Annotated in this window: 11 protein-coding genes; 8 read left to right on the top strand and 3 right to left on the bottom strand. The window is 37.1% G+C overall.

Going from position 1 to position 13679, the window contains the following annotated elements; translation table 11 throughout:
- Positions 1–52 precede the first annotated feature (52 nt).
- From ACVWXS_RS05055 to yugI, 3 genes are all read left to right on the top strand, one after another.
- A complete protein-coding gene (locus ACVWXS_RS05055) occupies positions 53–604 on the top strand; it encodes an RNA polymerase sigma factor (protein WP_223555781.1) in 552 nt (183 codons plus the stop codon).
- Positions 594–2255: a hypothetical protein gene (locus tag ACVWXS_RS05050; protein WP_456956596.1), complete on the top strand. Its 1662-nt coding sequence runs from the start codon at positions 594–596 to the stop codon at positions 2253–2255. The genes ACVWXS_RS05055 and ACVWXS_RS05050 overlap by 11 nt, the downstream gene beginning before the upstream one ends.
- Before the next feature lie 86 nt (positions 2256–2341).
- Positions 2342–2719 carry a S1 domain-containing post-transcriptional regulator GSP13 gene (yugI, locus tag ACVWXS_RS05045; RefSeq protein ID WP_368637772.1) on the top strand — a complete coding sequence of 126 codons (378 nt, stop codon included), beginning with the start codon at positions 2342–2344 and terminating at the stop codon, positions 2717–2719.
- 156 nt (positions 2720–2875) lie between these two features.
- Here yugI and ACVWXS_RS05040 read toward each other — a convergent pair whose 3' ends face one another.
- Positions 2876–4183, bottom strand: a complete 1308-nt coding sequence (locus ACVWXS_RS05040) for an AAA-type ATPase lid domain-containing protein (protein WP_374965538.1) — start codon at positions 4181–4183, stop codon at positions 2876–2878.
- A gap of 145 nt (positions 4184–4328) precedes the next feature.
- Here ACVWXS_RS05040 and pruA point away from each other — a divergent pair, with 145 nt between their 5' ends.
- From pruA to ACVWXS_RS05020, 4 genes are all read left to right on the top strand, one after another.
- Positions 4329–5873, top strand: coding sequence for an L-glutamate gamma-semialdehyde dehydrogenase (gene pruA, locus ACVWXS_RS05035; protein WP_402991699.1), 1545 nt, complete (start codon positions 4329–4331; stop codon positions 5871–5873).
- Positions 5874–6099: 226 nt separating this feature from the next.
- Positions 6100–7293 (top strand): ornithine--oxo-acid transaminase, encoded by a 1194-nt coding sequence (locus ACVWXS_RS05030; protein ID WP_456956593.1) that lies wholly within the window; start codon positions 6100–6102, stop codon positions 7291–7293.
- An 83-nt stretch (positions 7294–7376) separates the two neighbouring features.
- Positions 7377–8621 carry a Glu/Leu/Phe/Val family dehydrogenase gene (locus ACVWXS_RS05025; protein ID WP_456956591.1) on the top strand — a complete coding sequence of 415 codons (1245 nt, stop codon included), beginning with the start codon at positions 7377–7379 and terminating at the stop codon, positions 8619–8621.
- Positions 8622–9063: 442 nt separating this feature from the next.
- A complete protein-coding gene (locus tag ACVWXS_RS05020) occupies positions 9064–10227 on the top strand; it encodes an iron-containing alcohol dehydrogenase (protein WP_456956589.1) in 1164 nt (387 codons plus the stop codon).
- Positions 10228–10462: 235 nt separating this feature from the next.
- Here the strand turns inward: ACVWXS_RS05020 and ACVWXS_RS05015 are convergent, their stop codons facing one another.
- Positions 10463–11449 carry a cation diffusion facilitator family transporter gene (locus ACVWXS_RS05015; RefSeq protein ID WP_374965544.1) on the bottom strand — a complete coding sequence of 329 codons (987 nt, stop codon included), beginning with the start codon at positions 11447–11449 and terminating at the stop codon, positions 10463–10465.
- A 14-nt stretch (positions 11450–11463) separates the two neighbouring features.
- Positions 11464–12183: an MgtC/SapB family protein gene (locus tag ACVWXS_RS05010; RefSeq protein WP_368637765.1), complete on the bottom strand. Its 720-nt coding sequence runs from the start codon at positions 12181–12183 to the stop codon at positions 11464–11466.
- A 279-nt stretch (positions 12184–12462) separates the two neighbouring features.
- Here ACVWXS_RS05010 and ACVWXS_RS05005 point away from each other — a divergent pair, with 279 nt between their 5' ends.
- Positions 12463–13362 (top strand): DMT family transporter, encoded by a 900-nt coding sequence (locus ACVWXS_RS05005; protein ID WP_456956586.1) that lies wholly within the window; start codon positions 12463–12465, stop codon positions 13360–13362.
- The last annotated feature ends 317 nt before the right edge of the window (positions 13363–13679 follow it).

The following is a 13679-nucleotide window of genomic DNA, read 5'->3' as shown; positions in this document are numbered from 1 at the left end:
TATGTAACAATTAGGAGAAATGTTTCGTTTCATGTACAAAGGAGGGATGACAGTGACAGAAACTGAATTAATCGAACGAGCTCAGCGAGGAGACAAAGACGCTTATATAGAGCTTATCCGAATACATCAACGAACAGTTGAAAAATTTGCCTTTCAATGCGGCGTACATAGTAATGACCTAGCAGACGTTTCGCAGGAGGTATTTGTGAAGCTCTACCGTTTTTTACATCAATTTAAGCAAGATCGTTTTACAACATGGCTCTATAAAATCACACTAAATGCCACACGTGATTATTATCGCAAAGAACAACGAGAGCAGGCGAAAGAAGAAAGGCTAAGTGCTCAGCAACAAACGCCCTCATCTTCAGCAGAGAAGCATGTCCTTAATTTTGAGGAGGATAGGCTATTACATAATGCCATTCAAGCACTTGATGAAAAATATCGTTACCCGCTCATATTATTTTACTTCCATGAATTAAAGTATGAGGAGATAGCGGAGGTACTAAATATCTCGTTATCAGCTGTCAAAGTTCGTATATTACGTGCCAAGGAAAAACTCAAAGCAGAGTTAATGCAAGAGGGGAGTGTTAAAAATGGACGATAAACAGTTTGAAAAACGAATGGAGCTTCTAAAAAAATCCTACGATCGGATAGAACCACAGCTAGATCCAGAAGCTGTTTTCGTACAAATTGAGGCAGAAAATACAATGCAACAAGCAGAAGAATCCAATACCACTCAAAAGCCTCCCTCAAAATGGCAAAAGCCAGCTGTTTGGATAGCAAGTATCGCAAGTGTACTTTTAGTGGGTGTGCTAGTTTCGTCGTATGTAATTAATCCATCGACATTTGTTCAAACAACTGAACAAAAACAAGAACAAAAACAGGACCAAGAATATGACGAATGGCTTTCAAACTTTACAAAGAAATATCAAGAAAAGCGTGAGCAAATGCGTAAAGAGCTCGACATACCAGAGAAAGAGTTTAGTGAAATATCATTAATTCAAAATGCAGATAATGAAGTCTACTCTTTACCTAAAAGAAAAGAGATGTTTCTAGAGATACAGACCGTAAATAATGACTTTTTTAAAGGATTAGAAACAGATATATTGGATGATCTACAAACGCCACGTGAGCTTATACAGTATATCGAAACTTACGAAGGTCTTATGACATTTGAAGAATCTTATTATTTTTATAGTATATATTCTTACAGAGCTGAAGACATTGCACTCTATTATTCCAATAAACTTGCTCAGTATGAAAAAGTTTTATCTCAAAAACCAAAAAGTTTTCCTGCAGACTTAAATCAATTAATTGCTTCGGCTAATAAACAATATTTAGAATTACGATATAATGGAGAAAGTTTTGAATTTAAACCAAATGCCGTTTTCGGAAAAGACGCACCTGAATATATTGACCGTCTTCATCCGGATGTATTAGGTTATTTCAAACATTTAGCTACAGGTTCATTACTTATTGGCGGGGAATTACGCTATTCTATAGAGGACTCTACAACGATTCTGCGTCTCTATGAACAAACACTTTTAGCGGATAATTCCGATGAGTATAATGATAATTTTAACGTATTAAAGGGAGAGTTTGAAAATACATGGCTTGCCATTTTTAAAGGAACTGAAACCAATCCAATTCGTACAAAAACTGGGCAATACAAGTCTGAATACATGGATTTATTAGCTAAAATAGCGAATGGGGATTATGGTGAGGCCATGCGCGAAACAGCCCAATTAATACTAGATGAAATAAAGGTAACTGGACAATCCAAAACGCTAGAACAGTTAACAACATACGATATATGGATGGGCATATTACATTTGCGAAAAGATATATTTATGCAGACACAAGATGGAACAACAAGTATAGCGATTGATGACAATTGGATTGAGCAAACTAAATTACTTTACAATTCTTATGTTGAGACGAGGGATGATACAATGATCGACACATTAAATCCAATTAATATCGTTAGTTTATTTTTATATGCTCATGGGGTTGGTGATCGTGACATAGCTCAGAGACTTTTAACTGATGATGTGGATATCAATACAGTTGTTCAGTTTGATGGGATGGGGAATTTTACGGCTCTTCATGCAATAGGAGATTCGTCACTTAATATTAGAGCCACTGTAAAAAGTGCGGCACATGGAGTAATTGGACAGCAATTATCCTTTAAATTAACCACTGTAGCAACTGAAAATGGTGGGACGCGTTACCTAATTAGTGCTATTAACAATTAAGGAGATTTTTTGCCCGACTTTTACACGTATGTTATAATTTAAGGTGATATATACGTAGCAATCAAAAAGAAAGTGGGCAAGAGGTTATGGTGAAAAAATATGAATTAGGAGACGTGTTGAACGGAAAAGTTACAGGTATTCAGCCGTACGGTGCATTTGTTGCGCTTGATGAAGATACACAAGGCCTTGTGCATATTTCCGAAATTACGTATGGCTTTGTAAAGGATGTTAGTGAGTTTTTATCAGTTGGGCAAGAGGTAGAAGTGAAGATACTTGAAATCGATGAAGAGGCCGAAAAAATTAGTTTATCGATTCGAGCTTTGCAAGAGCGCCCAGCAACATTGCGTAAAAAAGATGCACCACCACGTAAATCATTGCAGGACCGTGTAGATGAATCGGATGCGAATGGTTTTAATTCACTAAAAGATAAATTACAGGACTGGATCGAGCAGTCAGGACAATAAAGTGAATCTTTTACTTCTTTCAGCGGAAGTCTCCCACTTCTATAGTTGGTGAGGTGAATTCACTTTCGATACAGCAAAAATTACTGCCTGTTAATGCGGGATAATAAAACGAGGATGCTTTCATATTGAAGGCATCCTCGTTTTTTATATTCAAAATTACTGATTTTTTATTTTCCGAATTCGGTATTGTAAGTTTTGGCGACTCATGCCAAGTGCGCTAGCAGCCTTTGTAATATTGCCTTCATATAAATTTAAGACATTTTGCACATAATATGATTCGGCTTCACGTAAATAAGCATCGAGCGGCATTACATCATTTTGTTGATGGAACATAAAGAATTCCGGCTCGCGATTGGATTCATCTTGCTGTTGTACCTTGAAACGAAAATGCAGCGGGAGTAAATCTGAGGTAACTGTTGACTCAGTCGTCATAAACGACACAATTTCATCTAGTAATAGCTCAAGCTCCTTTAAATTCCCCGGCCAATCATATTGCAAGAATAAATCCCGTACATCAGGTGCAAGTTCCGCTACATTTGAAGCAAAGCGTTCTCGATGGCGGCTAAAATAATCCTCTACGAATGGAAGAATATCTTCTTTTCGATCTGTTAAATTTGGGATGGTAATGGCCATTGTTGCAAAGAAATAATAGAGTGATTTTGAAAGCTTCTTTTCCGCAATTAATGTAATTGGATCGCTACCAACACTCCCAATGAGCATGTACTTTGACTGTGGAAGGGATTGCAATACTTCTAATAATTGCTCTTGGATATCTAGGCTTAAAAAATCAATGCGTTCAAAGAAAAAAGTGTATGCTTTGTCATCCTGTAAGAGCTCCTGTAATTTATCTAAAACAGATTGTGCAGAACGACGACTCACTAGAGTGACAAATGCTTCAGGATCAGAAGATGCTGCATGGTGAATACCCTCTGCGATTAAATCTTTTCCTGTACCGGATTCACCAATTAGTAAAACAGGTAATTTCACAGCTGCTGCTTTTTTGGCATTTGCGATAACCTGTTGCATCGATTCGGAAACAGAAGTAATGACATCGAATGTTAATGGTTCACCATATCGACGAAGAGGCTGATAAACAAGCTTTTCGAGTGATGTAATGTCACGAGCAAATTCAATTGCTCCAATTAGTTTATTTTCAGTATAAAGTGGGAAAGTATCATTAATCGTTGTAATTTCATGACCATTTTTATTCCAATAGGTTTGTTTAACATTAATTTCTTTTTGACCAGTTTGTAAAACACGCATTAAAGTACTTTCATGCTGGCGGAAGGAAAACATTTCAATAACAGAACGATCTGCTAATTCATCAAAATGAAATCCCTCAATTTCTTTCATCTTTGTATTATAAATAATTGTTTTGCCAGAAAGGTCTACGGCGTGAATACCAACAGTTACATTTGTTGCAATAAACTCATAAAAAGGTAGTAAGGGTTCAGAAATTTTCATAAAATGTGCACCTCAAAAAAATTTTTACTTGAAATATGCAACGAAATTTTGCATTATAATAAGTGTAAGAATATTCTAAACGCAAAAATATTTTGCGTCAATGTTTTTTGCACACTAAAATACATCTCACTAGGGAGGATAAATTATGATTTCATACAAACACGAACCATTCACGGATTTTACTCAAGAAGCAAACTACAACGCATATGTAGAGGCTTTAAATAAAGTTGAGAGTTATTTAGGTCAAGACTATCCACTTATTATTGGTGGCGAACGTATTACTACAGAAGATAAAATCATTTCATATAACCCTGCAAAGAAAACAGAAGTAATTGGTCGCGTATCAAAAGCAAGTAAAGAGTTAGCTGAAAAAGCGATGCAAGCGGCTGATGAAACATTTAAAACTTGGAAAAAAGTAGATCCAGCTATTCGTGCAGATGTATTATTTAAAGCAGCAGCGATTATTCGCCGTCGTAAACATGAATTCTCTGCACTTTTAACAAAAGAAGCAGGTAAACCTTGGGCTGAAGCTGATGCAGATACTGCAGAAGCAATCGACTTTTTAGAATACTATGGTCGTCAAATGCTACGTATTAAAGACGGTCAACCTGTAGAAAGCCGTCCAGGTGAATACAACCGTTATGACTATATTCCATTAGGGGTTGGTATTGTTATTTCACCTTGGAACTTCCCATTCGCTATTATGGCAGGTACAACGGTTGCAGCTTTAGTAACAGGTAACACTGTATTATTAAAACCAGCTTCTACAACTCCAGTAGTTGCTTATAAATTTATCGAAGTATTAGAGCAAGCAGGTCTGCCAGCAGGTGCTGTGAACTTTGTACCAGGTTCTGGGGCAGAAGTAGGTGACTACTTAGTTGATCATCCAAAAACACGCTTCATCAGCTTCACTGGCTCACGTGATGTAGGTTTACGTATTAACCAACGTGCATCGGTATTAAATGATGGTCAAATTTGGATTAAACGTGTAATCGCTGAAATGGGCGGTAAAGATACAATCGTTGTCGATAAAGAAGCAGATTTAGAACTTGCTGCACAATCTATCGTAAAATCAGCATTCGGCTTCTCAGGTCAAAAATGTTCAGCATGTTCTCGTGCTGTTATCGTTGAAGATGTATATGATACAGTTGTGAATCGTGTAGTGGAGCTTACGAATGCACTAACAGTTGGTGATCCAGTAGACTTCAGCAACTTCATGGCAACAGTTATCGACCAAGCAGCATTCAACAAAATTACAGAATACATTGAAATTGGTAAGGGAGAAGGTCGCCTTGTTGCTGGTGGTACAGCTGATGATTCAGTTGGTTACTTCGTCCAACCAACAGTATTTGCAGACGTAGATCGTAATGCACGTGTTATGAAAGAAGAAATTTTTGGACCAGTTGTAGCTATTACAAAAGCTAAAGATTTCGATGAAGCAATTGATATTGCAAACGATACTGAATACGGTTTAACTGGTGCGGTTATTACAAATAATCGTGTGAATTTAGAAAAAGCACGTGAAGATTTCCATGTAGGTAACTTATACTTCAACCGTGGTTGTACAGGTGCAATCGTAGGTTACCAACCATTTGGTGGCTTCAATATGTCAGGTACAGACTCAAAAGCAGGTGGCCCTGACTATCTACAACTTCACATGCAAGCAAAAACAACTTCAGAAATGCTTTAATGTTTAAGGTAAGGCTTTTCTATAAGTATTAGAATTAAAAAGAATCTGCGAAACTCCTCCTGGGAAAGTAAGCCTGGCAAGAACCGCAGTAGCTAACGTCGAGGCGGCTTTACCTAGGGGAAGCGAGTAGATTCTTATTTTTTCTTTATTCAGAAAATGCTGTCTAGTAAATTAGCTTTTAGTCTTCCATAGATTTTTCATGATGAAAGTAAGGAGAGAATACTATATGACAAAAACACAACAAGTTATTGAACAAACTCAAAATTTTGGTGCTGCAAACTATCATCCACTGCCAATCGTTATTTCAGAGGCTGAGGGTGCTTGGGTAAAAGATCCAGAAGGAAACAAATACTTAGATATGCTATCAGCTTACTCTGCTGTGAATCAGGGACATCGTCATCCAAAAATTATCGCTGCGTTAAAAGAGCAAGCTGATAAAGTAACATTAACTTCTCGTGCATTTTATAGCGAAAACCTTGGTGAATGGTATGAGCTTGTTGGTACATTAACGAATAAACAAATGGTCTTACCAATGAATACAGGTGCAGAAGCGGTAGAAACTGCATTTAAAGCAGCTCGTCGTTGGGCATATGATGTAAAAGGTGTAGAAGATGGCAAGGCTGAAATCATTGCATGTAACGGAAACTTCCATGGCCGTACAATGCTTGCTGTTTCTTTATCTTCTGATGAAGAATATCGTCGTGGCTTCGGTCCGATGTTACCGAATGTTAAGTTAGTGGATTATGGTAACTTAGAAGCATTGAAATCAGCAATTACACCGAATACTGCAGCGTTTTTAATTGAACCAATTCAAGGTGAAGCGGGTATTGTTATTCCACCAGAAGGCTTCTTACAAGCAGCTCGCGAGTTATGCCGTGAAAACAATGTATTATTTATTGCGGATGAAATTCAAGCTGGTTTAGCACGTACAGGTAAAATGTTTGCGTGTGATTGGGAAGAAGTAGAGCCTGATATGTACATCCTAGGTAAAGCTTTAGGCGGCGGTGTATTCCCGATCTCTTGCGTAGCGGCTAATCGTGACATTTTAGGTGTATTCAATCCAGGGTCACATGGTTCAACATTTGGTGGTAATCCTTTAGCATGTGCTGTTTCCGTTGCTTCAATTAAAGTATTATTAGACGAAAAATTAGCTGAGCGTTCACACCAACTAGGTGAATATTTCAAAGGTAGATTACGCAACATTAATAACCCGGTTATTAAAGAAGTTCGTGGTCGTGGTTTATTCATCGGAATGGAATTAACTGAGGCAGCACGTCCATACTGTGAAAAGCTTAAAGAATTAGGTTTATTATGTAAAGAAACGCATGATACAGTAATTCGTTTTGCACCACCACTTGTTATTTCTCAAGAAGATTTAGATTGGTCAATTGAACAAATTGAAAAAGTTTTTAATCTTTAACAAAATGTTCACATTTTAATTCGGAAGTATGTTACAATGATGCCGATATACTATCATTAAATAAAACAAAGAGGCGATTTAATATGTCTGAAAACTTAAACCTATTCACATCAACACAAGATGTCATTCAAGATGCTCTAAATAAACTTGGCTATGACGAAGCAATGTATGAATTGTTAAAGGAACCACTTCGCATGTTACAAGTACGCATCCCAGTGAAAATGGATGATGGTACAACTAAAGTATTTACTGGTTACCGTGCACAACATAATGATGCTGTAGGACCAACTAAAGGTGGGGTACGTTTCCACCCAGCAGTTTCTGAGGAAGAAGTTAAAGCGCTTTCAATGTGGATGACATTGAAATGCGGTATTGTGGATCTACCTTATGGCGGTGGTAAAGGCGGTGTCATCTGTGACCCACGTCAAATGTCTATGGGTGAAATTGAACGTTTAAGCCGCGGCTATGTACGTGCAGTTAGTCAAATCGTAGGACCAACAAAAGACATTCCTGCTCCAGACGTATTTACGAATGCGCAAATTATGGCTTGGATGATGGACGAATACAGCCGTATGGATGAATTCAACTCACCAGGTTTCATCACAGGTAAGCCGCTAGTGCTTGGTGGTTCTCAAGGTCGTGACCGTGCTACTGCACAAGGTGTAACAATCGTTATCCAAGAAGCAGCGAAAAAACGTGGCATTGATCTTAAAGGTGCACGCGTTGTTATTCAAGGCTTTGGTAACGCAGGTAGCTTCCTTGCGAAGTTCATGCATGATTTAGGTGCAAAAGTAATCGGTATTTCAGATGCTTATGGTGCACTTCATGATCCGGAAGGTTTAGATATCGAATACTTATTAGATCGTCGCGATAGCTTCGGTACAGTAACAACATTATTTGAAAACACAATTTCAAACAAAGAATTATTAGAGCTTGATTGTGATATTCTAGTGCCTGCTGCTATTGAAAATCAAATTACTGCTGATAATGCACACAACATTAAAGCAAACATCGTAGTAGAAGCAGCAAATGGTCCAACAACTGCTGAAGCAACTAGAATTTTAACTGAGCGTGACATTTTACTTGTACCAGACGTATTAGCATCTGCTGGTGGGGTAACAGTTTCTTACTTCGAATGGGTACAAAATAACCAAGGTTATTACTGGACTGAGGAAGAAGTTGAAGAACGTCTATACAAAAAAATGGTTGATGCATTTGAAAACGTTTATACAACAGCAACAACACGTAACATTAACATGCGTTTAGCAGCTTATATGGTAGGTGTTCGCCGTACTGCAGAAGCTTCACGCTTCCGTGGATGGGTTTAATCAAAATATAAATATGAAACGAGTCATTCCTTTAATGGGATGGCTCGTTTCATGTTTTTAAAGACTTATTGTGTCAATGAAATTAAGGCGTCAAATTAAATAAAGTATGGCTCTTGGGCAAAACGAGGGAGTGATTTCCGTTCCGGCTGGGCGCATTCTTGGGGGCGTCTAATGAGCCGCTTCACTCTGATAACATCGAGAAAATCGCTGATACTTTGATGAGCAGTATATGTTTTTACTGTTAGAATTTTTAATCGAGTAAAACAAAAACTAGGATTGTTTAAAATGCTATGAGTTCATACAGGAGAAATAAGCAGAAATAAATGTCCCAGTTCCCGAATAGATTCATTTCATAAGATTTATAACGACTACACGTCAAAATTTAATCTTTGCTTTCCCTAATAGAAATATGAGAAAATCCAACTAGAAAGGGGCGAATTGAATGGATTCATTTACATTTTATAATCCGGTGAAGTTACATTTTGGTGAAGATGCACTGGAAAAGTTACCAAGAGAGATCGCGCAATACGGTAAAAAGGTGTTAGTTGTATATGGTGGAGGTAGCATTAAGAAAAATGGTGTATACAATGCCGTCATCGAAAAGTTACATGAAGCGGATAAAACGATCTTTGAATTGAGTGGTGTCGAGCCAAATCCGCGTGTTGAAACGGCAAGACTTGGTATTGATATTTGTAAAAGAGAAGGAATTGACCTTGTTCTAGCCGTTGGCGGAGGTTCCGTTATTGACTGTTCAAAATTAATCGTTGCTGGTGCAAAATATGATGGCGATGCGTGGGATATTGTGAAACGTAAAGTCTTCGTGCAGGACGCTTTACCGCTCGGAACAGTTTTAACGCTTGCTGCAACAGGCTCCGAAATGAACTCTGGCTCTGTTATTACAAACGCAGCTACAGAAGAAAAACTAAGTTGGGGTAGTCCTGCTGCATTCCCGAAATTTTCAATTTTAAATCCAGTGTATACAGTGACAGTACCAAAAGATCATACAGTTTATGGAATCGTTGATATGATGTCACATGTATTTGAACAGTATTTCCATAGTACGACGAATACACCAATTACAGATGAAATGTGTGAAGGTGTGTTACGAACTGTCATTTCTACAGCGCCTAAATTACTTGACGATTTGGAGAATATCCAGTTACGTGAAACAATTTTATTAGCTGGAACAATTGGGTTAAATGGATTCTTATCAATTGGCTCTCGCGGTGATTGGGCGTCACATAATATTGAGCATGCTGTATCTGCAGTTTACGATATTCCTCATGCAGGTGGATTAGCAATTTTACAGCCTCATTGGATGCGTCTAAGTGTATCGGTGAATCCAGAACGTTTTGCAGGCCTTGCAACACGTGTCTTTGGCGTTGATGCGACAGGGAAGTCACCGGAAGAAGTTGCATATGAGGGGATTGATCGTATATCTTCATTCTGGACTTCATTAGGAGCTCCGAGTCGCTTTGCAGATTATGATATTGATGATTCGAAATTCAATCAAATTGTAGAACATGCTATGCAAAATGGACCTTTTGGAAACTTCAACAAATTACAAGAAGAAGATGTCCGTACTATTTTGCAAAACTCACTTTAATATTGAAAATGGATATGAGGCTACGCATTGTGGTCTCATATTTTTATTGTCGTGTCAGAATCATATTTTTGTATGTAATGGAGAGGTTCAAGGTGGCTTCGTTGAAGATATGATTAAGTGAAACGAGGGCGTCTACAATTAATTTAAAAAATAGCCAAGTGCCTGAAATATGGCAATTGGCTATTTATCTTATTATAGAAAAAATATTTTGGATAATAAGGTTGATGTTACTGTTTTAATGTTTAGTTTCTGGTCTTTCGCCAATATGCACCCAATCTATTGTGCCATCATCCTCATCAAATAAAATGGTCACTTTTGTTACGCCCTTCTGACTTGAAATGATCTCTGTTAAATGGTCGCGTACGTCATCTAGAAAAGCGAGTGATAGATTAGCGTCAGCTTCAGCAACTAATTCCACATGTAAAAATTCGCCTTCTTTAATAACCTCTAAGCGTACAATATCTTGAATGTTCGGGTCATCCATGACAATATGAGCAATATGGTTGAGCATTTCTTCGTCTGTTTCACCAATAACGCCACGTGCATTATCAAGGAACACTTTTGCTACTACATAGAACATCATACAGCCAATAATCATTGAAACAAGTCCTTCTATATTTGTCCAGCCTGTAAAATGTGCGATTAAAATAGCAGCGAAGGCCAAAACATTACCACCTGTAGCAACTAAGTCTTCCATAAATACTAATTTTGTTGCTGGTTTTGCGCGATTCAAATAGCCAAAAGCTTTAGGAATTGCTGTTAGTATTCCTGCTTTTTCCTGACCGGCTTCATGGAGAATTTCAACCGCAGCTTTAGCAAGCACAGCCCCTTCTAAAACAATCCCGATCAATAATACTCCAAGTGCAATGAGCATTCCTTTAGATTCTTCTGCAGGATGTATAAAATGATGCCAGCCTTCTTTTACTGTTTCATAAGAAAGGATAGCTACGATAATTACGGCAAAAAGACAAACTAAATTTACAATTCGACCAAAGCCTGAAGGGAATTGTTTTGTCGGTGCTTTTTTCGAAAGAGCTGAGCCGATATAAACGAAAAACTGGTTTGCTGCATCTCCCAAAGAGTGCATCATTTCTGCAAACATAGCAACATTACCTGTAAAGAAGAAGGCAGCACCTTTAATAATTCCTAAAAAGGCATTTACAAATGCCGCCATAAGAGAGGGTTTATTACCGTCTTTTAATAGTTTTAATATTTCTGCCACGAAGAATCCTCCAACTAGTTTAAAATTTCCATTTCTATTTTTTCTATATAAGATAGTGTTCGTAATGAACGATAAAATGACAGTAAGTTATCAGAGATAATTAATGATAAACGTAAATCTAATTCATGTAAAACATTATCATTGTTTGGAACAGCTTGAATACGAATGTTTTCGATGATAATATTGTTCTCCTTTAGAAATTGAAGAAAAGATTCGCTGTTTTCATCATTGTTAATCTGAACTTTCAATGATATTTCTCGCATACGAATCCGTTTTGGTCCTATTTTCATAAGAAACGGCGATAAAACCTCAATTCCGAAGACAATGATAATAACAGCTAATGTAGCATCCATATAAAATCCTGCGCCAACTGCAATTCCTATCCCAGCTGCTCCCCAAATCATTGCAGCGGTAGTTAAACCTGAGATACTATCATTTCCGCGTCTTAAAATAACGCCTGCTCCAAGAAATCCAATTCCACTAACAACTTGGGCAGCCAAGCGAAGAGGATCCATTGTAATATTGATGTCAGACCTTGGGGGTGTTGAATAGGCGGTTTCAATCGAAATAATAGTTAATAAACAGCTAAATGTAGCAATGACTAAGCTTGTTTTTAATCCTACAGGTTTCTTTTTTAATTCCCTTTCAATGCCGATTACTAAACTTAATGTGGCTGCAATAACTAATTTTATGCCAACTTCATATGTAATCATATTTCCAAATAAGGTTTCCATAAGCAACCCTCCACAGATATTTCGTATTGCTAAGAGATATGCAAGGTGTCATTATTATATGTACATTACTTTTTTGTATTGTACATCACGATCGGAATGATGTATAAGTATTTTTTAACTTCTTTTAGGCATAAGTCACTCGCCTCTATAGGTAGTGAGGTGAATGTGGGTTTAAGTGAGTGTTCAGCGGGTGTCCAAACATTCACTGAAAGCAGTTAAATCCTCGGGCGATTCCGGACGCAATTATGCCGAGGCATAATTAATTGGAGGTTGGATTTTATGGAGAAACCAAAAATTCATCCATACATCCCTATTTTTATTGGCGTTGTTTCTGTATCCTTATCTGCCATATTAGTAAAATTAGCAAATGCAGAAGCAGGAGTTATTGCGTTTTACCGTATGTTGTTTTCAGTCTTAATAATGGCTCCTCTGTTTTTTTGGAAATACACTAACGAGGTAAAACAATTAAGAATACGTGATTGGCTATTTTCTTCAATTGCAGGCATATTTTTAGCTTTTCATTTTATATTGTGGTTTGAATCACTCAATTACACTTCTGTAGCAAGTTCTACAGTTTTGGTTACCCTTCAGCCATTGTTTGCATTTGTAGGTACATATTTTTTCTTTAAAGAGGAGATTACTCTAAAAACTATTATTGCAGGAGCAATTGCGATAATCGGAAGTGTTTTAATTAGTTGGGGAGATTTTAAAGTTAGTGGAACTGCATTTTATGGAGATATGCTTGCTTTGATTGCGTGTGTACTTGTTACAGCCTACTTTTTATTTGGACAGGATGTACGTAAAAGGTTATCTCTTGTGACTTACACGATGATTGTTTATGTTGTTAGTACAATTACGTTATTGATCTATGTTCTTATTAAAGGTGAATCATTCGGCCCTTATTCTATTATGGACTGGATATGTTTTATTTTATTAGCGATAGTTCCTAATTTATTTGGTCATACACTATTTAATTGGTCCATCAAATACGTTAGTACAAATGTAGTTTCGATTGCGATATTATTTGAACCAATTGGAGCGGCCATTTTAGCTCTTGTAATTTTTAAAGAGTATTTAATAGCCACACAAATTATTGGTGGATTCATTGTTATAGTAGGAATTCTATTGTTTATAGTCGATGAGAAAAAGATTTTTAAGTTTTTTTCTAAAAAAGCTTGATTTTTAAAATGCTATATTATATATTATTACTTGTCCTTAACAAGAAGGACGACTTGATAAAAAAAGATTTTAAAAAAGTTGTTGACTTCTTGTTGAATACAAGTTATGATAATAAAGTCGCTGAAAACAAATGGTGACGAAATGAACCTTGAAAACTGAACAAGCAAAACGTAATCAATAAAGTTTTAAGTAGCTAACCTTGAGTTGGTGAACGAAACAAAATTTGGACATCAAACATGATGCCAGCAAAACAATTTGAGCTAATCAAATTTCTTTTTATGGAGAGTTTGATCCTGGCTCAGGACGAACGCTGGCGG

This window comes from Lysinibacillus sp. TE18511 (assembly GCF_054062295.1).
This window is presented reverse-complemented; position numbering and strand designations above follow the sequence as displayed.